The organism is Polynucleobacter sp. JS-JIR-II-50, assembly GCF_018687895.1.
GTDB lineage: Bacteria > Pseudomonadota > Gammaproteobacteria > Burkholderiales > Burkholderiaceae > Polynucleobacter.
Genome location: NZ_CP061307.1, coordinates 1,345,553 through 1,366,341 on the forward strand (window position 1 = coordinate 1,345,553; position 20,789 = coordinate 1,366,341).

The window sequence follows — 20,789 nt, forward strand, 5'->3', positions numbered from 1 at the left end:
AAAGATAAGTAAAAGGGTTATAAATAATGATTAATTAATGAGCCTGCGAAATTAAGCGTTTTGGATGCAAAACACCAGAACGCCAATCAGCAGTACCAATAAAGTTATGCGGAGCAGCAGTCGCGCGATAAATGCGTACCAATGCTTCAATAGAAGGCAGGTTCAAGGGAACACGCTGCCCCATTTCAAGACGTTTAGCTTGTTGCTCATCCACCGTTAAGTGAGGCAATGTTTGCAGTAAAGAATCAACAGGCAATATGTAGTCGGCGCTATTTTGAAGTCCACTTTGAATCGCTTCAATCGTAAAGGACTGCTCCAGATTCAGGTGCCCTACTTCGGTACGACGTAAGCCAACTAAATGGGCACCACAACCTAAAGCATTACCAATGTCTTCGGCCAGAACACGAATATATGTTCCTTTACTGCAGCTAACTTCTAAAGTAGCCTCGGGCCAAGTAATATCAGTCCAACGAATGGCATGTATGGTGATATCCCGTGGAGCGCGCTCTAACTCAACACCAGCACGAGCATATTCATACAAAGGCTTACCATCACGCTTGAGTGCGGAATACATTGGCGGCACTTGAGAAATAGGCCCCGAAAATTTTGTGAGCAAAGCATCTAATGCAGACTGTAGTTCAACTTCACTGGTAAATGCCGGTAAAGGTAATTCTTCAATAATGAGACCCTCAGCATCGCCGGTATCGGTCCGCGAGCCAAACTTTACTTGTGCGATATAGGTCTTATCAGCCTCAAGTAGATCCTGTGAATACTTGGTTGCTTCGCCTAAGCAGATGGGCAATAGACCTGTCGCCATTGGATCCAAAGTGCCGGTATGCCCAGCCTTGTCGGCATTAAAGGCACGCTTAACAGCGGTAACTGCACCCTGTGAACTCATTCCAGCAGGTTTATCTAGTAGCACTACGCCGTCGATCCGTATTGACATGAATTACTTAGTCTCGTCTTTATGATCGCTCTCTACTGCTTGATCGATCAATCGAGACATTTCAATGCCATGCTCAACCGAGCTGTCATAGTGAAAATGTAAGGTAGGAACAGTATGAATATGCAAACGCTTAAACAATAGTGAATGTAAATACCCAGCTTTTTCTTGAAGCGCCTTTAAGGCATGCTCAGGCTCAGCACCTAAAACCGTAAAGAACACTTTGGCATGGGCTAAGTCCGGTGTGAGCTCAATACTTTGCAAAGTAATCAAACCCAAACTCGGACTACGCAATTCACGAGGAATAAGTTCGGCCAGGTCTCGCTGAATTTGATCGGCGAGACGCTGGTTACGATGCGGGCTAGTTTTATGCATATTGCTTAGAGTGAACGTGCAACTTCAGTAACTTCAAACACTTCAAGCTGGTCGCCTTCTTTAATGTCGTTGTAGCCTTTTAATGACAGGCCGCACTCAACACCAGCTCGAACTTCTTTGGCATCATCTTTGAAGCGCTTGAGAGAGTCCAGCTCACCAGTCCAAACAACGACGTTGTCACGCAGGAGACGAACACTAGATGTGCGCTTGATAATTCCATCAACCACCAAGCAACCCGCAATAGCGCCAACTTTGGATACTAAGAAGACTTGACGAATCTCAACGAGACCAGTGATTTCTTCTTTCTTATCTGGGGTCAACATGCCGCTCAGAGCCAACTTCACTTCATCCACTGCGTCATAGATGATGTTGTGATAACGAATATCTACACCATTGTTCTCAGCTAACTTGCGAGCTGCCGCATCCGCACGGGAGTTGAAGCCAAAAATAACCGCCTTAGAAGCAACAGCCAAGTTCACGTCAGTTTCAGTAATGCCACCAACACCTGCATGAACAATTTGAACCTTAACCTCTGGCGTAGAAAGCTTCATCAATGACTGTGCCAAAGCCTCTTGAGAGCCTTGTACGTCAGCCTTAATGATCAGCGGTAACAATTTAGCTTCAACTGCACCTTCTTCCATGTTTTCCATCATGGTTTCAAGTTTGAATGCCTGCTGTTTCGCCAACTTCACATCACGGAACTTGCCTTGACGGAACAATGCGATTTCGCGAGCCTTACGCTCATCAGGAACCACCTGTACTGACTCACCAGCTGCAGGAACATCCCCTAAACCTTGGATTTCCACAGGAATAGATGGGCCTGCTTCATTACATGGCTTACCGTTTTCATCCAGCATGGCGCGGACGCGACCATAAGTTGAACCCGCCAACAACATATCTCCACGCTTGAGCGTGCCTGATTGAACCAATATGGTTGCTACAGGGCCCTTACCTTTATCCAAACGCGCTTCAATGACTAAACCTTGAGCCGGCGCATCCTTAGGCGCTTTCAACTCCAAGATTTCAGCCTGCAAGAGTACGTTCTCTAGCAAAGCATCAATACCTTCGCCAGTTTTTGCTGACACCGGAATGAATGGCACATCACCACCGTATTCCTCAGGAACCACTTGCTCGGCCACCAACTCAGTTTTGACGCGCTCAGAATTGGCCTCTGGCTTATCAATCTTGTTAATTGCCACAACAATTGGAACGCCACCTGCAAGCGCATGGTGAATGGCTTCTTTCGTTTGCGGCATTACACCGTCATCTGCCGCAACAACCAAGATCACAATGTCCGTTGCCTTAGCACCGCGAGCACGCATTGCCGTAAATGCTTCGTGACCCGGAGTATCTAAGAAGGTAATCATGCCGCGTGGAGTTTCCACATGGTATGCACCAATGTGCTGAGTAATACCACCAGCTTCACCGGTAGCCACTTTGGCAGCACGAATCTTATCGAGCAGGGAAGTTTTACCGTGGTCAACGTGACCCATCACCGTAACTACTGGGGGACGCGGCAACAACTCTGCATCGTGACCATCAGTACCAAGATCTAAATCTGGATCATCTAATTTCGCAGCAAAGGCCTTATGACCCATTTCTTCTACGAGAATCATGGCAGTATCTTGATCAAGCACTTGATTAATGGTGACCATTTGGCCCATACCCATCAGCAACTTAATCACTTCCGCACTCTTCACCGCCATTGCATGAGCTAACTCAGCAACAGTAATGGTTTCTGGTACGTGAACATCACGCACTATAGCTTCTGTTGGTACTTGGAAGTTGGTATCTACGTTCGCCTCAGCAATTTGACGTTGCTTCTTACGACCACCGCCTGAACGCCAACCACCAACACCACCAGAGGAATCACCGCGAGTCTTTAGGCCGCCAGGTTTCTTGGCGCCTTCTTCTTGCCAAGTGGATGATGTCTCAGAAGATTTAATAGTCTTGCCGCCAACTTTGGCAACAGCCTTCTTCTTATCATCGGCACCTTCAACTTTCGCAGGCTTGTGCAAAGTACCTTTTTTCGCTTCTTCAGCAGCAATTTCACTTGGCGCTTTAAGAACACGTGCAGGGGCACTCATCATGTCACGAATCGCCAAAGCCTCAGCTTCAGCAGCAGCACGACGAACACGAATATCAGCCAACTCTTTTTCTTTGCTGGCAGCCAAATCTTTTGCAGCTTTATCCGCCGCTGCTTTTTTCTCTGCAGCAGCTACAGCAGCATCTGGCGCCTGATCTACAGGCGCTTCTTCTTTAGCAACTACTGGAGCTATTACTTCTTTTTGACGCGCTTCTTCAGCGGCCTTCATTTCCGCTTCTTGACGAGCCAACAGCTCAGCCTGGCGTGTTGCTTCTGCCGCGCGCTTCTCTAATTCTTCTTCAGAAATAACGGGCTTAGCTGGCGCTGCTGGAGCAACTTCTTTAGCCGCTGGAACTGGAGTCTCTTCAGACGCCTTATCACCGGCCTTAACGAGCACACGCTTTTTGCGAACTTCAACCTGCACGGTACGAGTGCGTCCAGCAGAATCCGCTTGACGAATTTCTGAACTCTCACGCTTGATTAAGGTGATTTTTTTGCGCGCGCCAGTATCTGCGCTGCCATGCTCTTTTTGCAAATGCTCAAGCAGGACGGTTTTGTCCTTTTCGGTAATGCTATCGTCCTCAGAACCTTTTTCGATACCGGCCGCCTTCAACTGCTCCAAGAGGTCTGGCGCGGTACGTTTTAATTCTTTAGCGAGTACTTTTACTGTTGTTGCCATGCACTACTTCCTCTCATGAAGTAAACCAATGTTCGCGCGCTTTCATGATGAGCGTTTTCGCAGTTTCTTCGTCAATTTGTGTCGCCTCAACTAGCTCATCAACAGCTAGTTCAGCAAGGTCGTCACGGGTATGTACTTGATTGTCAGCAAGCTTGGCAATCAGTTCTGTGGTCATTCCCTCTAAGGAACGCAAGTCTTGTGACACTTCGCCAATACGCTCTTCTTTTGCCAACTCCATGGTTAACAAAGAATCACGAGCGCGTGTACGCAACTCATTCACGGTATCTTCATCAAATGAATCAATCTCTAACATTTCAGACAATGGTACGTAGGCCACTTCTTCCAATGTGTTGAAACCCTCTTCAATCAAAATATCAGCCACTTCTTGGTCTACGTCCAACTTGTCCATAAACAATTGACGTACAGAGGAAGCTTCTTTTTCTGTTTTCTCAGCAGACTCTTCAGGAGTCATGATGTTGATCTGCCAACCGGTCAAATCACTCGCCAGGCGAACGTTCTGTCCGCTACGGCCAATCGCGATTGCCAAGTTTTCTTCGTCAACCACTACGTCCATTGCATGACGCTCTTCGTCAACCACGATAGAAGACACTTGAGCTGGAGCCAGAGCACCAATCACAAACTGAGCTGGGTCTTCAGACCACAACACGATGTCTACTGCTTCACCAGCAACCTCATTGCGAACTGCAGTAACCCGTGTACCACGTACGCCAACGCAGGTACCGATTGGGTCAATACGCTTGTCATAAGTAATTACTGCAATTTTTGCGCGGATACCAGGATCGCGGGCAGCGCCTTTGATCTCTAACAAGCCCTGCTCCATCTCAGGAACTTCGTTCTCAAACAACTTAATCAAGAAGTCTGGGCAAGTACGGGAGAGTTCGATTTGTGGACCACGTGCTTCACGGTCCACTTTAAGGATGTATGCGCGAACACGGTCGCCAGAACGTAAGTTCTCTTTTGGAATCATTTGATCGCGACGGAGCAATGCCTCAACCCGACCAGATTCAATAATGAGGCCATTCTTGTCAGCACGCTTCACGGTACCGGTCATGACTTTTTCGCCACGCTCAAGGTAGTCGTTCAAAATCTGTTCGCGTTCAGCGTCACGGATGCGTTGCAAGATCACTTGCTTAGCAGCTTGTGCACCGATACGACCAAACGCTAAAGATTCGATTTGCTCTTCGATGTAGTCACCAACTTCCATGTCAGCGAGTTGCTCTTGGGCTTCAAATTGAAGAATCTCTTTATCCGGCTCTTGCAAACCAGCTTCATTGGGCACAACCAACCAGCGACGGAAGGTTTCGTATTCACCAGTTTCACGGTCAATCGAAACGCGGATATCCACGTCTTCTGTAGCGTAGCGCTTCTTAGTCGCAGAGGCTAAAGCCATCTCCAACGCTTCAAATACGATCGCTTGATCAACGTTCTTTTCACGCGCTAACGCGTCTGCCAACATGAGAACTTCTCGGCTCATGACTTTCTTCCTTTGAAATCAATAACGGGGACCAACCGAGTCTTATCGACCTCGGCTAAAGAGAACTCCAATTGAGAGGGCTGACCATCAGCACCCTCAAATACCAAACCAAACTTTGCATCCGGTGAATTCAATTCACCACTCAGCAAACCTTGCAACTCACCACGAAAATTCTTGCGATTACCAACGGCAATACGCAGCTTCAAATCCACTTGCATTCCAGCGAAGCGCTCATAATCAGCGGCACTTTTTACCGGACGATCCAATCCTGGAGATGAAATCTCTAAACGCTCATAAGGAATATTTTCAACTGGCAAGGTGTAGCTCAGCTGATGACTCACCTTCTCGCAATCCAAAACAGAAATCAAGCGTTCGTAATCTGGGTTTTCAATCGTGACGCGCAGCAATCCTCCGGCTTCACGCTCTATCTCAACTAGCGTGTAACCCAAGTTTTCCAGCTCTGCAGAAATAACCTGCTGATCCTTCACGACACCCCTTCATACCAAAATGGCAAAAAAAAATGGGCTTCAAAGCCCATATTCTCGAAATTCAGAACAGGCCGACTTACGTTGATCGCAACATCAGTCGGTAACCACTAAAAACAGCAGGATCCTGCCGTAAGACCAAAATTATAGCCTATTTGGCAGAAAACTGATACAAATCAGAAGCTTTCGCCCGGATTACGGGGTTTTCTAGGTCCTTTATTAAAGGGTTTGCGTCCTTTTGGTGCGCTACGTTTAGGGCCATTCCCAGGAGTCTGAGGATTGCCGGTCACAAAAGCAGACTGCCCGTGATGAACTTTGCCGCCTTTGCTACGGTTTTGACCCTGACCACCTTGGCTACCCTGTCCGCCTTGACCACCTCGACCGCCTTGGCCTTGACCAGGTCTTCCGCCTTGGGTGCGACCTCGGAAAGGTCCACGCCCTTCGCCAGAACCACTGCCGCCACCAGGTTTTCCACCCCTGCCCTGATGCGTTAGGCCGTTATGGCCACTAGCAAGGGTTAAAGCATCACGGGATCCCCAGTAAGAAACGGAGGTCTGCATTGGATCCGGCTGGAAATCTTCCCCAACTGGACGACGATCTCGATTGTTCGAATTAGGGTTACGGCCCTTATCTTGAGGCTGTGGCATTTTTAAACCAGCAGACTTCATTAAGTTATAGATGCCACCGGCCTCAATCTCTTCCCATTTGCCGCGTCTTAAGCGTGGGGGCAGCAAGAAAATGCCATAACGGGTTCGGATCAGGCGAGATACCACATGACCAACCGCCTCAAACATACGACGCACTTCGCGATTCCGACCTTCGCTTAATGCAACGTGATACCAACGGTTAGCGCCTTCGCCACCACCCATCGCTAGGCGCAAGAATTTAGCTTGGCCATCATCGAGCGTAATGCCGCTCTTTAATAGCGAAGTATTTTCTTGGCTCAAGTCACCTAAGATACGCACGGCGTATTCACGCTCGACACCGTAACGGGGATGCATTAAACGATTTGCTAACTCACCAGAAGTGGTAAACAACAAAAGACCTTCAGTATTAAAGTCCAAGCGACCTACTGCAATCCAGCGTCCTTGACGCGGCTTTGGCAAACGATCAAATACGGTTGGACGACCCTCTGGGTCTGACTGGCTAACGATCTCGCCTGCAGGCTTGTGATACATGATCACGCGCGGCGGCTTAGTCTGGATCTTGCGATGTACTGGCTTGCCATTAATGCGCACTTGGTCGGTTGGTCCAATGCGCTGACCAATATGAGCTGGCAATCCATTAACCGATACCCGCCCTTGAATAATCAAGTCTTCCATATCGCGACGAGAGCCCATGCCAACGTCAGCCAATACTTTGTGCAACTTAACAGTATCTTCATCGTCAGCATCATCATCTAAACCATCGAGGTCAGACCACACTTCATCACGCAAACTGAGTGGGAGGTCATCAACGTTTGCAAATTGCAAACTACTCATCTCTTCTTCTGTTGGTGCATCTGAATCTTCATCTTCGCGTGAGCGTTGTGCGCGCTGCGCACGACGCTCAGCGCCAGTTTGATGAGACACCTCATTCTCATTCACACCATCAGGATTTTTTAATTCCTCAACTTCAGGCGCATCTAAAGCAGCATCAAACTCACCAGAGACAACTGAAGCAAACAAAGCCTCACTCTCAGCTGGATTGGGAGCTAATTTAGAAGATTGATTATTGCCTTGATTATTACCACCTTCGCGCGGACCATTGGCATCACCACCTTCACGGCGTGGCCGATCTTTATTAAATGGGCGCTTCTTATTAAATGGGTGTTTACTGCCTCCGGAACCTTGGCGGCGCGGGCGACGTTCACCACGCTCTCCGCCTTCAGACTTTTGGCCATCAGAGTTCGATGGTGCAGCGTCTGCATTAGAAGGGGTTGCCGATGGATTTACTACCGGGGATGAATCGTTTTCGTTAGAGCTTGTCATTAATTATTATTTTGTTTCGTCTGGGTTGTCTTCAGACTCGGGGGTAACTTCTTCAGCATCTTGTTCAGAAACTTCAATGCTGGTTTCTTCTACAGTAACCTCAGTTGTCTCTTCTTCAATCTCACTCACCTCTTGAGCATCAGCATCAATTACTACTGTCTCTACCGTGGCAGATGGGTCAAACTCCATTACCGCTTGGCCTAGTTGTGCTGCAGCAGCCATTGGCGCAGCATCTTCCAAAATCGGCAAGCTTTGTAAATTGGTCAAACTAAGATCGTCTAAAAATTGCTTGGTAGTGGCATACAAGCCTGGGCGGCCAACGGTTTCTTTATGCCCAATCACCTCAACCCAACCACGATCTTCTAACTGCTTCATTACGTTGCTACTCACTGCAACACCACGAATTTCTTCAATCTCACCACGGGTGACAGGTTGACGGTAAGCAATGATGGCTAAAGTTTCCATGACAGCACGCGAATACTTCGGCGGCTTTTCTGGAGTCAGGCGATCAAGGTACTCGCGCATTGAAAGACGGCTTTGAAAACGCCAACCAGTTGCGATATGGACCAATTCCATACCCTTGTCATCCCAAGCGCGTTGCAGCTCGACTAATGCTTCATCGATATCTGCCGTAGTGATGTCTTCTATAAATAAGCGAGACAAATCAGCAACGGTGAGTGGTTCCTGTGCGCACAGGAGGGCTGTTTCAATGACGCGCTTATTGTGATCGTCCATAAAATTCGGGCTACCAGGAGTAATCCTGACTAGGCTTTAAAAGGTATTTAGTAATGGGTTTTGGTGTTCTCAAGCTACTACGGACAATCCATCTCATCAATTCTTCTTGGGAAATGCCCGCGCTGAAACGAAGTACTTTTCGTTCACCTTACCCCCATTATAAGGTAGGCTCAATACAATAGCCACATGCATAAGAATTCCACCAAACCCCCTTTATCCTTGCCTAAGGACATAGATTCCATGGAGCGACGTCGACTCCTCAGCCTCGGAATTGGCATGGGCGCCCTCCTTGGGGGCGTAGGTTTGAGCTCTTGCAGCCTTGTTGGGAGTAAAAAACCGGTCGTTGGCCTGGTTCTAGGTGCTGGAGCAGCCCGAGGCTTTGCTCACGTAGGCGTCATTAAAGCATTAGAAGCCCAGGGCATCAGACCCGATATTGTTGTTGGTAGTAGCGCTGGCAGCGTGATTGCCACCCTACTCGCATCTGGTGCCACTGGGAATGATCTCAATCGCTTAGCTCTCAATCTAGATGAGGCCACGATTGCCGACTGGGGCCTCCCATTTGCCGGCCGATTTGGCGGACTCATCAAGGGTGATGCCCTGCAAAATATGGTGAATCGAGAAGTGCAAAACAAATCGATTGAACAAATGCGCATCCCCTTAGGAATTGTTGCTACTGAATTGCAATCTGGCAAAGGGGTTCTATTTAGAACGGGCAATACCGGTTTAGCCGTTCGTGCATCTTGTAGCGTACCCGGAGTATTTCAGCCAGCAGTGATCAGCGGCAAAGAATATGTCGATGGTGGTTTAGTAGCGCCAGTACCAGTAAGCTATGCAAGACAGATGGGGGCAACCTTAGTCATTGCAGTAAATATTTCTTCCGAGCCGGTTCATCAAGATGCCAGCGGAACCTTAGGCGTTTTGCAGCAAACTATTTCCATCATGCAGAGAAGCATTAATCAGTACGAACTCAAAAGCGCCGATATCGTGATTCAGCCGCAGTTAAAGCAAATGGGTAGTGGTGATTTCAAATCCAGAAATGCCGCCATACTCGCCGGTGAAGCTGCGGCGCAGGAACAAATGGGTTTAATTAAAGAGAAGTTAAAGGGCTAGCAACCATCAGGCTGCAGAGCGCTTGATTAAAGGCTGCGTGAGTTACGCTTGAGATTTTTGACTTCGTTAAGAAGTTCTTGCCGTTCAGAGTCATCGAGATTGTCGCTACCATCCAAACGGCGCGCTCCGTCAAAACGTTTATCCCAATAGAGACTACCGAGATCATCCACTCGAACATTGGTACCTTTAGAAGGTGAGTGAATGAATTTGTTGTCGCCCACATAAATTCCGACGTGCGAAAAAGTGAGGCGCATCGTATTAAAAAATACGAGATCGCCTGGTTGTAATTCTTCGCGGGTAATCGGTTTACCAACACGGCTCATTTGCGTTGACTTACGCGGCAACAAGAATCCCAACTTATCTTTGAAGACGTAGCCAACAAAGCTACTGCCATCCAATCCAGACTGCGGCAATTCCGTATCCCAGCGGTAGCGCACACCAATGACTTCCATAGCGCGGTTAATTAATTCCTCTGATTTGCCAGTCACGGTATCGGCCAAGCGGTCCGATACTCGGGCGATATAGGAGCGACCGGCCTGGAACATACTTTCTTTAGGAACTACCGCATCCGAGGATGTCTCTACCGCCGCATCAGCCGCATAGGCGGATACAGAGATGATGGCACCTAAACTCAGGCCCAGTAGTTTTAAAAGTAGTACTTTTTTCAATGACATCGGATCAGTTTAACAAAGAACCCCTAATTAACCAAGTCTTGAGTCTATTCTTAAGTCATTGTTTATAAAGATAAATTTGCTTTAAATCAGGGCAAATGCACCAAATTAGCCCATTCCAGGGGGTTTTGGCCCACCATCTAAGTCAGCTCAGCAGCCGCAAATAGCTCTTTCGTATAGATCTGACGGGGGTGCTTAATCAGGGTTTCGGTATCGCCAAATTCCACTACCTTGCCCCCCTTGAGAACCATCACCTCGTGAGACATTGCCCTAATCACCGCCAGATCATGACTAATCATAAGATAGGCCAAGTTGTACTTTTTTTGCAGCTCGGTTAATAAGGCAAGCACCTGCTTTTGAATAGAGACATCCAATGCCGAGGTGGGCTCATCCAATACCAAAATTTGTGGGCGCAAAATTAAGGCACGCGCAATCGCAATTCTTTGGCGTTGTCCTCCAGAAAATTCGTGGGGGTAGCGCAGAAGCGCAGAACGATCTAGACCAACTTCTTTCAGCATATCCATTACGCGACTCTCGCGTTCCGCAGTAGACAGTTTTGGAAAATGCACATCCAAGCCTTCAGAAATAATCTGCAATACGTTCATGCGCGGTGACAGCGAGCCAAAGGGATCCTGAAAGATCACCTGCAAGCTAGAACGCATAGCACGTCGTTCAATGGGCTTGAGTGTTTGCCAGTCGCTACCAAGCACATCAACATTGCCAGTCACTTCCGCCATTGAATCACCCAGTAAGCCGAGCACAGCCATGCCTAGAGTAGTTTTGCCAGAGCCAGATTCTCCAATCACACCAATGGTCTGCCCTTGCTTTAGTTCAAAGCTGACTTTTTTCAACACTTTATGTGATGGCGCTTTTTTAAACCAAGAGACTGATTCTGAGCTCGGGTAAGCAACCGAGAGGTCCTCTGTTTTCAACAACACTGGAGCCAAGGGCATCGGAGGTGCCAGATCACGCACTGGCTCACTATTGACCAGTGCGCGCGTATAAGGATCCTCTGGGTGTTCAAATACTTGCTTGGTCGGCCCTGCCTCCATCAAGTTACCTTGATTGAGCACGGCCACACGTTGTGCAAAATGCTTCACCAAATTGAGATCATGGGTAATCAACAAAATACCCATCCCGCCATGATCTTTGGATTCTTCTTGGAGCTCTTTGAGTAAATCCAAGATTTGCAAACGCAAACTCACATCTAAAGCTGTCGTAGGCTCATCGGCGATTAATAGTCGCGGCTTACATGCTAAAGCCATTGCAATCATGGCGCGCTGTCTTTGGCCCCCTGAGAGTTGATGCGGATAAGAATGAAAGCGGCGCTCAGGCTCTGGAATGCCCGTCTTTCTGAGTAAATCAATTGCAGCATCAATCGAATCCGCTTTAGATATCAAAGGTTGATAGATTTGTACTGCCTCGATGATTTGATTGCCAACAGTAAAGAGTGGGTTCAAGGCCGTCATCGGCTCCTGAAACACCATTGCAATTTCACGACCGCGAATCTCCCGAATATCTTGGATAGACATCGAGAGCAAGTCTACAGTGCCCTTCCCATCTTTTTTATTCCAGAGAATCTTTCCAGAGACTTTGGCGCCCTCTGGCTCTAAACGTAACGGCGCCAATGCAGTCAGCGTCTTACCTGAGCCAGATTCCCCAACTAATGCCACACGCTCACCAATACCGATTTCCAAATTAAGATGATTGACCGCAAACTTTTCACGACGACCCGTACCAAATGAAATGCACAGATCTTCATAACGGAGCAAGCTCATGAGCGACCTCCGCTCATCACACTAGCCTTGCGAGAATCAAAAGCATTACGCAGTGCTTCACCCATAAAAGTTAATAGCAACAGAGTTGCGACCAAGACAACAAAGGTTGATAGAGAGATCCACCAGGCATCAAGATTGCTTTTACCTTGAGAGAGTAGTTCGCCCAAACTTGGAGTGCCCGGGGGTACACCTAATCCTAAAAAGTCCAAACTGGTTAGCGACAAAATAGCGGCACTCATGCGAAATGGCAAAAAGGTAATCACTGGCGTCAAGCTATTAGGCAAGATGTGACGCCACATAATTTGCAAATTGGTTAAGCCCAAGGCTCGTGCTGCACGTACATATTCCAAGGCACGATTCCGGAAAAACTCAGCTCTGACGTAATCTGATAAACCCATCCAACCAAAAGCAGCCAACAAAATAATCAGCAGGGAAACGCTGGGATTAAAGATCGAAGCAAAAATAATCAGCAAATATAACTCCGGCATAGCTGACCAGATCTCTATAAGGCGCTGCGAGACTAAGTCAAACTTGCCACCAAAGAAACCCATTAAGGATCCAGTGATGATGCCCACACTCACACCAACGATCGTTAGCGCAAGACCAAAAAGAATGGATAAGCGGAAACCATAGATCAGGCGCGCCAAAACATCGCGCCCACGATCATCGGTTCCTAGCCAGTTTTCCCAAGAAGGTGGCGCTGGATTGGGTGCTTGTGAAAAGTAATTGAGTGTTTCATAGCTATAGTGAATCGGCGGGTAGATAGCCCAATTACCATTGCTAGTAATGTTTTGGCGAATATCGGGATCTAAGAAATCAGTTGGAGTCGCAAAGTCACCACCAAAGACAGTTTCTGGCTGACTCTTCACAATCGGAAAATAGAAATGACCTTCATAGCGCACCACCAAAGGCTTGTCATTCGCAATCAATTCGGCGCACATCGATAAACCAAACAGGACCATGAAGATCCATAGGCTTGCATACCCCATGCGACTATTCTTGAAGCGCTGCCAACGACTCATGAGCCGCCTCCTGCACCAAACTGAATGCGTGGGTCTACATAAACATAGCAAAGATCCGAGATTAACTTGGTAAATAAGCCAATCAGAGTGAATAAATACAGAGTGCCAAAGACTACTGGGTAGTCGCGACGCATTACGGACTCGTATGAAAGCAAACCAAGTCCGTCTAATGAGAAAAGCGTTTCAATTAATAGTGAGCCAGTAAAAAATGCGCCGATAAATGCAGCCGGGAATCCAGTCACCAAAGGTAAGAGCGCATTACGGAATACATGCTTCCACAAGACTTGCTTTTCAGTAAGGCCCTTTGCGCGCGCAGTCAAAACATACTGCTTACGAATCTCTTCCAAAAAAGAATTCTTAGTCAACATCGTGACTACGGCAAAGCTACCTAATACTGAAGCAGTAATCGGTAACACTAGGTGCCACAAGTAATCCATGACTTTGCCAACTAAACTCAGATCACTCCAATTGTCTGAGGTAAGCCCTCTTAGCGGAAATAGCTGTAAGAAACTACCGCCACCAAAGAGAACAAGCAATAAGACGCCCAGCACAAATCCAGGAATCGCATAACCCACTAGGATCATGCTGCTGGTGACGGCATCAAAGCGTGAGCCATCACGGACTGCCTTGGCAATACCCAAGGGAATCGAAACCAAATACGTGATGAAGAAGGTCCACAGTCCAATGCTGATTGAGACTGGCAACTTAGAGACCACTAAAGTCCAAACGCTTTCGTGTTGGTAGTAGCTTTCACCCAAGTCAAATCTGGCAAAGCGGCCCAACATCATGAAATAGCGTTCGAGTGGCGGCTTATCGAAACCGTATAAAGCTTTGACTTCCTCTAAACGCTGCGCATCGACGCCTTGACGACCGCGATAGGTTGATCCAGAGCCTGAGGATTCTGAGCCGCCTGTTGCAGCGCCACCCTTCCCTTTTAATTCCAACACCATTTGCTCTACTGGACCACCCGGAACAAATTGCACCACTGCAAAGGTAAGAGTTAGCACCCCCAAGATTGTCGGGATCATTAGGAGCAAACGTTTAAAAATATAGGCGCGCATTTGACCTTGCATTATTTGGCCTCTTCTTTCCACCAATTTTGCATGATCCATGCCTCGGCTGAGTAATACAAAGGAGGCTCCGGATAGCGCATCTCGTGGCGGAAGGCAACGCGATGGGTTGGGTTGTACCACTGCGGCACAACGTAATAACTATTCCACAGAACTCTGTCTAGGGCTCTCGTTGCGGTTCTTAACTGTTCCCGATTTTGTGCTTTGGTAATTTCATCAATCAAAGCATCTACCACGGGAGACTGCACACCAATCACATTATCAGAGCCTTTTTCTCTAGCGGCCTGACTGCCAAAGCGGTCCCAGAGTTCATTGCCTGGATTTTGGGAGTCCTGAAACCTGACAGTAGTCATGTCAAAGTCGTATTCATTCATACGCTTTTGATGCAAAGCAAAATCACTGGTCCGAATGTCTACTTGCACTCCCAACTTTTCTAAGTTGCGTACATAAGCAGAAATCACCCTTAAGAAGAATCCACCGTCTTCGACTATCTCAAAGCGAAATGGCTCACCCTTTTCATTGCGTAATGCACCGTCACGATATTGCCAGCCCGCATGAAGAAGAAGCTCACGGGCTTTCTTCAAATTTTGACGCAAGCTACCGGGTGGTTTTGTCGATGGCGCTGCCAGCATTGGGTCAAACACAGCATCCGGAACCCACTGCGGATATTTTGCTTTCAAGGGCTTGAGTAGCTTTAACTCTGACTCAGTTGGTTTACGAGGGCCATCAAAGTTTGCACTCAAATCACTGTTGGTGAAATAACTATTAATGCGGCTGTACTGATCAAAAAATATTTGGCGATTGAGCCATTCAAAATCGAGTGCATAGCCTAATGCTTCACGTACACGCGCATCTTTAAAAATAGGACGCCGTACATTCATGGCAAAACCTTGCATGCCAGCGCCATTGTGATTTAAGAACGCTTTCTTTAAGAGAACACCTTGATCAAACTTAGAGCCTACATACCCTTTAGCCCAGATCTTGGCGCGATACTCAACCAGAGCATCAAACTCCCCCGCTTTAAAGGCTTCCAGCCTAACAGCATCATCGCTATAAAGCTTGTATAGAACACGATCAAAGTTATAAAAGCCAACGCGGACATTTAACGGTTTGCCGAGTTGATCAGCCCAGTAGTTTGGATTCTTCTTAAAAACAATCGATTTGCCCGCTTTGAACGATTCAATCAAATAAGGCCCACTACCGATTGGCGCTTCAAAGGCAAGCTTCTCAAACGGAATGACCGACCCGTCCGCTTGCTTACCCCAGTTACGCGAGAACACTGGGAAGGTTCCTGCCAAGATTGGTAGTTCAGCATTGTCATTTTTAAAATCAAAGCGGATGGATCGATCAGACAAAACAACCGCTTCTTTAATATCCGCAAAAGTGGTTTTATAGCGCGGATGCGCCTTACCGCTCATCAAGGTATCAAAACTATATTTAACGTCAGCAGCCAAAACTGGACTGCCATCAGAAAATTTTGCCTCAGAGCGAATATGGAAAGTAACCGACTTATGATCTTTGGCTACTTGAATATCATCTGCCAATAAGCCGTAAATACTAGAGACCTCATCCGCACTTCCTTCTGCCAAGGACTCAAACATGAGATCAATACCTGGCGCTGTAATGCCGCGCAGAGTAAATGGGTTGAATTTATCAAAGCTCGTTCTCTGCCCTGGATTGGGCAAGACCAGGGTTCCACCACGGGGGGCGCTGGGATTGACATAATCAAAATGAGCAAATCCCTCGGGATATTTGGGTTTGCCGTATTGTGCAATTCCCTGTCCTGCATGAGCTAAATTGGCCCCAAGGCCCGCTAGCAGGGCTAGCAGCAAGAAATAGGCAATTTGTCGAATGGGCTTTAGGGTGGGCATATATGCAACAATTGTAGATAGCTAATCATATTTGAAGTAAAGGACAAAACATGGGCTTTCTCACCGGCAAAAAAATCCTCATTACCGGCCTCCTCTCTAACCGTTCTATTGCCTATGGCATAGCCAAGGCCTGCCACCGCGAAGGTGCCGAACTAGCCTTTACCTATGTAGGTGAACGCTTTAAGGACCGTATCGTTGATTTTGCAAAAGAATTCAACACCGAACTGATTTTTGACTGCGATGTAGGTAGTGACGAGCAAATCAGCGGCCTTTTTAAGGATTTAGCCAAGTCCTGGCCCCAATTTGATGGTTTTGTACATGCCATCGGCTTCGCTCCACGCGAGGCAATTGCCGGCGATTTCTTGGATGGTCTTTCTCGCGAAGGCTTCAAGATTGCTCACGATATTTCTGCTTACAGCTTTCCAGCAATGGCAAAAGAAGCGCTTCCAATGTTGCGCGACAAATCGTCATTGCTCACATTGACCTATTTAGGCTCTATGAAGAATGTTCCTAACTACAACACTATGGGTTTAGCAAAGGCATCGCTTGAAGCCTCTGTTCGCTATCTCGCTGGCTCAGTTGGCCCTAAAGGCATTCGCGCTAACGGTATCTCTGCTGGCCCAATTAAAACTTTAGCCGCTTCTGGCATCAAAGGCTTTGGCAAAATTTTAGAAGCGGTTGAAAAAACTGCGCCCCTGCGTCGCAACGTGACTATTGATGACGTAGGTAACACCGCGGCATTCTTATTGTCTGACTTAGCCAATGGTATTACTGCTGAAATCATTTACGTTGATAACGGCTTTAGTCAAGTGGTTGGCGGAATGGATGAAGTTTGAGCATTCCACTACGCGAGGCCCTGAAATTTTGGGCTAAGCTAGGCTTCATCAGTTTTGGTGGGCCCGCAGGACAGATTGCCGTTCTACACCAAGAGTTAGTTGAAAAGCGTCGCTGGATTTCTGAGCGGCGCTTTTTACATGCACTGAACTACTGCATGCTATTGCCTGGGCCCGAAGCCCAACAATTAGTGACCTATATTGGCTGGCTGATGCATCGCAGCTGGGGTGGCATCCTGGCTGGCACGCTCTTTGTGCTACCTTCCTTATTCATTTTAATTGGCTTGTCATGGGTATATCTCACCTTCGGACAAGTCCCTTGGATTGCTGCAATCTTTTTTGGCATCAAGCCTGCAGTGACTGCGATCGTATTGCATGCTGCAGTGCGAATTGGTAAACGCACAATTCATAACCAAGCACTCCAATGGATCGCCCTTGGATCTTTTCTTGCCATCTTTATTCTAAATCTCGCTTTTCCAATCATCGTGCTTATTGCAGCAGGAATCGGATACTGGGGTGGTAAACGCTATCCAGAACATTTCCAACAAGCTGGCGGTCATAGCACGAAAGAAGCAAAACAATTTGGTAGCGCCGTCATTGATGATGACACCCCTACTCCCGAACACGCCAAATTTACTTATTCAAAAGCAGTCCATCATAGCCTTGTAGCATTTACTTTCTGGCTACTTCCTATTGGTGCATTGATAGCTATCTTTGACTGGAAGACCTTGTACCCAAATATCGCATGGTTCTTTACCAAAGCCGCCCTTCTGACTTTTGGAGGAGCTTACGCAGTTCTGCCCTACGTATACCAAGGAGCAGTCGAGCACTTTCATTGGCTCAGCGCCAACCAAATGATTGATGGTTTAGCACTTGGCGAAGCTACGCCAGGCCCATTGATCATGGTGGTGGCTTTTGTTGGCTACCTTGCAGGACATATCCAACACCTCATTGGCTATACCAATCCATTTTGGTTTGGGGTGCTGGGTGCTTGTGTTGCTACTTGGTTTACTTTTTTACCTTCCTTCTTTTTTATCCTAGTAGGCGGTCCGTTAATTGAATCAACGCATGGCAAACTCGGATTTACAGCTCCGCTAACAGCAATCACAGCAGCGGTGGTTGGCGTCATTGCTAATTTAGGCCTCTTCTTTGCTTATCACGTCTTTTTACCAAGAGGCTTTGGCGGCTCGATCTCTTGGATCTCGATTTTGATCTGCGCCTTAGCTGGTTTAGCTTTATTTAAGTTTCAAAAGGGTGTTCTTTCGGTATTGAGTGGGTCAGCCTTGGCTGGATTGCTCTTCTATTACATCTCTATTTTGATAGGGTGAGTTTTTTCACAAGATTGGCATAATGGAACTTATGCGAATCGAACCTCAAACTATCACCCACCTGCAAGAATGGCTTGGTAAAACCGAGTCTCTGCAAGACACTGTCACAGTAGCCCCCGTGCGCGCACTATCCGCAACCTTGGATCGCGATGATGCCGCCCCAAGTAAGGGTACTTTCTTGCCTGAGCTGTGGCACTGGTTGTATTTTCTACCTCACGCTCGTGAATCCGAAATCGGACCTGATGGTCATCCAAAACGTGGCGGCTTTCTTCCGCCAGTTCCACTGCCGCGTCGTATGTGGGCAGGTAGCCGCATTGAATGGTTAAAACCACTTAGTGTTGGCGATGAAATTGAACGCGTTTCCACGATTGAATCCGTCACGCATAAAGCAGGTCGCACTGGCGATTTAATTTTCGTGTTGGTCAATCACAAAATCTCCAATCAGAACGGTCTAGCAATTATTGAAGAGCATGACATTGTGTATCGCGATGCACCAGGGCCAGACGATAAGCCTGTTGCCCCCACCCCCGCACCTACGGATGCTCAGTGGAGCAAAACGATTACGCCAGATGATGTACTTCTGTTTCGTTATTCAGCGCTGACTTTTAATGGTCACCGCATTCACTACGATCGTAAATATGTCACTGAGGTTGAAGGCTACCCCGGTTTAATAGTGCACGGCCCTTTGATTGCGACTCTATTAGTTGATCTAGTGCGCCAGAGCATTCCAGGATGCAAACTTAAGAGTTTTGAGTTCCGCGCGATTCGCCCTACGTTTGATATCAATATCTTTAAAGTCAATGCTAAGCCTGAGCTAGAAAAAGATCCGAGTGGAAAAACCATTTCCATTTGGGCTGAGGATCATGAAGGCTGGCTCACTATGCAAGCAACCGCTGTTCTAGCCTAAACACAAGAAGGTTTACTGATGACCACTCAACACCTTTCTCGCGAGCTAGCAAGCTTTGCTGCCAATTTACAAGTTGCAGATATTCCAAGTGATGTCATGAACCGAGCCGAGGACCTACTAGTCGATTGGTTTGGTTCTACTATTGCCGGTAAGGGTTCACGCCCAGTCGAACTCATTACTCAGTTTGCGCAAAATATGAGTGGGTTTGATGCAACACACGCTGGCCCCTCTGAAGTTTTAGTTTCTCGAAAAACCTCTAGCCCATTTTTAGCGGCAATGGCCAATGCCGCAGCATCACATGTTGCAGAACAAGACGATGTCCACAATGGTTCAGTTTTTCATCCGGCCACGGTAGTATTTCCATCTGCGCTTGCATGCGCTCAAGCTATTGGCGCATCTGGTGAAGATTTATTGGTTGCCGCAGTAGCAGGCTACGAGGTAGGTATTCGAGTCGGTGAATTTTTAGGGCGTTCTCATTACAAAGTGTTTCATACCACCGGAACGGCTGGCACATTAGCTGCAGCTGCGGCAGTTGGTCACCTTCTCAAACTAAACCCAGATCAGATGCTTCATGCCTTCGGTTCTGCGGGCACGCAGTCAGCGGGCCTCTGGGAGTTTCTGCACGATGCTGCAGATTCCAAGCAATTGCATACGGCACACGCAGCTTCTACTGGCTTAATGTCTGCCTATATTTCGCAAGCCGGCTTTACAGGCGCTGAACATATCCTGGAAGGCAAGCAGGGATTAGCGGCAGGTATGTCAAGCGATAGTGACCCCAGTAAATTGGTTGATCGTTTAGGTACTCGCTGGGCTTTAGCGGAAACAAGCTTTAAGTATTACGCCTCCTGTCGTCATACTCACCCCGCCGCGGATGCCCTACTTCAAGTCATATTGGCAAACAAACTATCGCCAAGCGATATTGCTAAAGTGGAAACCTTGGTTCACCAAGGAGCTATTGATGTATTGGGCCCGGTAACTGACCCTACTACCGTTCATCAGTCTAAGTTCTCTATGGGAACGGTACTCGCTTTGGTTGCACATTACCAATTTGCTGGCTTACAAGAATTTGATCAGCACTTTCATGATGATGCAATCTGTGCCTTCCGTGAGCGCGTCTCTATGACGCTAGATCCAGAGGTGGATGGCGCTTATCCGCAACGTTGGATTGGCAAAGTCAAAGTTCACTTGAACAATGGGCAAATTCTGGATGGTCGGGTAGATGAACCTAAAGGCGACCCTGGCAATACCCTATCTCGCGCAGAGATTACTGATAAAGCAATGCGCTTAGCCGCTTTTAGCGGGGGTGCTAGCCCAACAGAGATGAGCAACGCAATTGATCTCTTGTGGAATATCCGCAAACAAGCCAAGATAGGCTTTCTACTGCCGTCTGCATAAGTAAACCCACTACTCGCCCTCCTATTTTCTAGATTG

At 47.6% G+C, this 20,789-nt stretch carries 17 protein-coding genes; 5 read left to right on the forward strand and 12 right to left on the reverse strand.

What is annotated here, in order from left to right; all coding sequences use genetic code 11:
• Window positions 1-34 precede the first annotated feature (34 nt).
• The 7 genes from truB to scpB all read right to left on the reverse strand — a co-directional run bounded on the left by truB (window position 35) and on the right by scpB (window position 8,768).
• A complete protein-coding gene (gene truB / locus FD963_RS06645) occupies window positions 35-946 on the reverse strand; it encodes a tRNA pseudouridine(55) synthase TruB (protein WP_215361308.1) in 912 nt (303 codons plus the stop codon).
• A 3-nt stretch (window positions 947-949) separates the two neighbouring features.
• Entirely contained in the window at window positions 950-1,318 is a 369-nt protein-coding gene (gene rbfA, locus FD963_RS06650; protein ID WP_215346622.1) for a 30S ribosome-binding factor RbfA, read from the reverse strand.
• 5 nt (window positions 1,319-1,323) lie between these two features.
• The gene (gene infB, locus FD963_RS06655) at window positions 1,324-4,083 is read right to left on the reverse strand and encodes a translation initiation factor IF-2 (RefSeq protein ID WP_215361310.1); all 2,760 of its coding nucleotides are present in this window, start codon (window positions 4,081-4,083) and stop codon (window positions 1,324-1,326) included.
• 13 nt (window positions 4,084-4,096) lie between these two features.
• Window positions 4,097-5,578, reverse strand: coding sequence for a transcription termination factor NusA (gene nusA / locus FD963_RS06660; protein WP_215361312.1), 1,482 nt, complete (start codon window positions 5,576-5,578; stop codon window positions 4,097-4,099).
• Window positions 5,575-6,066, reverse strand: coding sequence for a ribosome maturation factor RimP (gene rimP, locus FD963_RS06665; RefSeq protein ID WP_215361313.1), 492 nt, complete (start codon window positions 6,064-6,066; stop codon window positions 5,575-5,577). The genes nusA and rimP overlap by 4 nt, the downstream gene beginning before the upstream one ends.
• A 173-nt stretch (window positions 6,067-6,239) precedes the next feature.
• Complete coding sequence (locus tag FD963_RS06670) at window positions 6,240-8,033, reverse strand: pseudouridine synthase (RefSeq protein WP_215361314.1); 1,794 nt, start codon at window positions 8,031-8,033, stop codon at window positions 6,240-6,242.
• Window positions 8,034-8,039: 6 nt separating this feature from the next.
• Window positions 8,040-8,768 carry an SMC-Scp complex subunit ScpB gene (gene scpB / locus FD963_RS06675; protein ID WP_215361316.1) on the reverse strand — a complete coding sequence of 243 codons (729 nt, stop codon included), beginning with the start codon at window positions 8,766-8,768 and terminating at the stop codon, window positions 8,040-8,042.
• A gap of 186 nt (window positions 8,769-8,954) precedes the next feature.
• Between scpB and FD963_RS06680 the strand changes: the two genes are divergently transcribed.
• The gene (locus FD963_RS06680; protein WP_215361318.1) at window positions 8,955-9,878 is read left to right on the forward strand and encodes a patatin-like phospholipase family protein; all 924 of its coding nucleotides are present in this window, start codon (window positions 8,955-8,957) and stop codon (window positions 9,876-9,878) included.
• A 26-nt stretch (window positions 9,879-9,904) separates the two neighbouring features.
• Here FD963_RS06680 and FD963_RS06685 read toward each other — a convergent pair whose 3' ends face one another.
• The 5 genes from FD963_RS06685 to FD963_RS06705 all read right to left on the reverse strand — a co-directional run bounded on the left by FD963_RS06685 (window position 9,905) and on the right by FD963_RS06705 (window position 16,290).
• A complete protein-coding gene (locus FD963_RS06685; RefSeq protein ID WP_215361320.1) occupies window positions 9,905-10,552 on the reverse strand; it encodes a C40 family peptidase in 648 nt (215 codons plus the stop codon).
• Window positions 10,553-10,689: 137 nt separating this feature from the next.
• Window positions 10,690-12,327 carry an ABC transporter ATP-binding protein gene (locus tag FD963_RS06690; protein ID WP_215361322.1) on the reverse strand — a complete coding sequence of 546 codons (1,638 nt, stop codon included), beginning with the start codon at window positions 12,325-12,327 and terminating at the stop codon, window positions 10,690-10,692.
• Window positions 12,324-13,349, reverse strand: a complete 1,026-nt coding sequence (locus FD963_RS06695; protein ID WP_215361323.1) for an ABC transporter permease — start codon at window positions 13,347-13,349, stop codon at window positions 12,324-12,326. The genes FD963_RS06690 and FD963_RS06695 overlap by 4 nt, the downstream gene beginning before the upstream one ends.
• A complete protein-coding gene (locus FD963_RS06700) occupies window positions 13,346-14,410 on the reverse strand; it encodes a microcin C ABC transporter permease YejB (RefSeq protein ID WP_215363920.1) in 1,065 nt (354 codons plus the stop codon). Before FD963_RS06700 ends, FD963_RS06695 begins: the two co-directional genes overlap by 4 nt.
• A gap of 11 nt (window positions 14,411-14,421) precedes the next feature.
• Window positions 14,422-16,290, reverse strand: coding sequence for an extracellular solute-binding protein (locus FD963_RS06705; RefSeq protein WP_215361325.1), 1,869 nt, complete (start codon window positions 16,288-16,290; stop codon window positions 14,422-14,424).
• Between the two features lie 50 nt (window positions 16,291-16,340).
• On the opposite strand from FD963_RS06705, the gene fabI reads away from it, so the two are divergent.
• From fabI to FD963_RS06725, 4 genes are read left to right on the forward strand one after another with little or no spacing between them, the layout of a single operon-like run.
• Window positions 16,341-17,126 carry an enoyl-ACP reductase FabI gene (fabI, locus tag FD963_RS06710; RefSeq protein WP_215361326.1) on the forward strand — a complete coding sequence of 262 codons (786 nt, stop codon included), beginning with the start codon at window positions 16,341-16,343 and terminating at the stop codon, window positions 17,124-17,126.
• The gene (gene chrA, locus FD963_RS06715; RefSeq protein WP_215361328.1) at window positions 17,123-18,451 is read left to right on the forward strand and encodes a chromate efflux transporter; all 1,329 of its coding nucleotides are present in this window, start codon (window positions 17,123-17,125) and stop codon (window positions 18,449-18,451) included. Before fabI ends, chrA begins: the two co-directional genes overlap by 4 nt.
• Window positions 18,452-18,473: 22 nt before the next feature.
• Complete coding sequence (locus tag FD963_RS06720; protein ID WP_215361330.1) at window positions 18,474-19,358, forward strand: MaoC family dehydratase N-terminal domain-containing protein; 885 nt, start codon at window positions 18,474-18,476, stop codon at window positions 19,356-19,358.
• An 18-nt stretch (window positions 19,359-19,376) separates the two neighbouring features.
• Entirely contained in the window at window positions 19,377-20,753 is a 1,377-nt protein-coding gene (locus FD963_RS06725) for an MmgE/PrpD family protein (protein ID WP_215361331.1), read from the forward strand.
• Window positions 20,754-20,789: the final 36 nt, after the last annotated feature.

Bases quoted from the DNA above. Each gene is read 5' to 3' on its own strand.
- FD963_RS06695 (WP_215361323.1), bottom strand. From the start codon at position 13,349: ATGAGTCGTTGGCAGCGCTTCAAGAATAGTCGCATGGGGTATGCAAGC.
- rbfA (WP_215346622.1), bottom strand. From the start codon at position 1,318: ATGCATAAAACTAGCCCGCATCGTAACCAGCGTCTCGCCGATCAAATT.
- fabI (WP_215361326.1), top strand. From the start codon at position 16,341: ATGGGCTTTCTCACCGGCAAAAAAATCCTCATTACCGGCCTCCTCTCT.
- FD963_RS06700 (WP_215363920.1), bottom strand. From the start codon at position 14,410: ATGCGCGCCTATATTTTTAAACGTTTGCTCCTAATGATCCCGACAATC.
- FD963_RS06725 (WP_215361331.1), top strand. From the start codon at position 19,377: ATGACCACTCAACACCTTTCTCGCGAGCTAGCAAGCTTTGCTGCCAAT.
- infB (WP_215361310.1), bottom strand. From the start codon at position 4,083: ATGGCAACAACAGTAAAAGTACTCGCTAAAGAATTAAAACGTACCGCG.
- FD963_RS06705 (WP_215361325.1), bottom strand. From the start codon at position 16,290: ATGCCCACCCTAAAGCCCATTCGACAAATTGCCTATTTCTTGCTGCTA.
- FD963_RS06720 (WP_215361330.1), top strand. From the start codon at position 18,474: ATGGAACTTATGCGAATCGAACCTCAAACTATCACCCACCTGCAAGAA.
- FD963_RS06670 (WP_215361314.1), bottom strand. From the start codon at position 8,033: ATGACAAGCTCTAACGAAAACGATTCATCCCCGGTAGTAAATCCATCG.
- FD963_RS06690 (WP_215361322.1), bottom strand. From the start codon at position 12,327: ATGAGCTTGCTCCGTTATGAAGATCTGTGCATTTCATTTGGTACGGGT.
- FD963_RS06680 (WP_215361318.1), top strand. From the start codon at position 8,955: ATGCATAAGAATTCCACCAAACCCCCTTTATCCTTGCCTAAGGACATA.
- scpB (WP_215361316.1), bottom strand. From the start codon at position 8,768: ATGGACGATCACAATAAGCGCGTCATTGAAACAGCCCTCCTGTGCGCA.
- FD963_RS06685 (WP_215361320.1), bottom strand. From the start codon at position 10,552: ATGTCATTGAAAAAAGTACTACTTTTAAAACTACTGGGCCTGAGTTTA.
- truB (WP_215361308.1), bottom strand. From the start codon at position 946: ATGTCAATACGGATCGACGGCGTAGTGCTACTAGATAAACCTGCTGGA.
- nusA (WP_215361312.1), bottom strand. From the start codon at position 5,578: ATGAGCCGAGAAGTTCTCATGTTGGCAGACGCGTTAGCGCGTGAAAAG.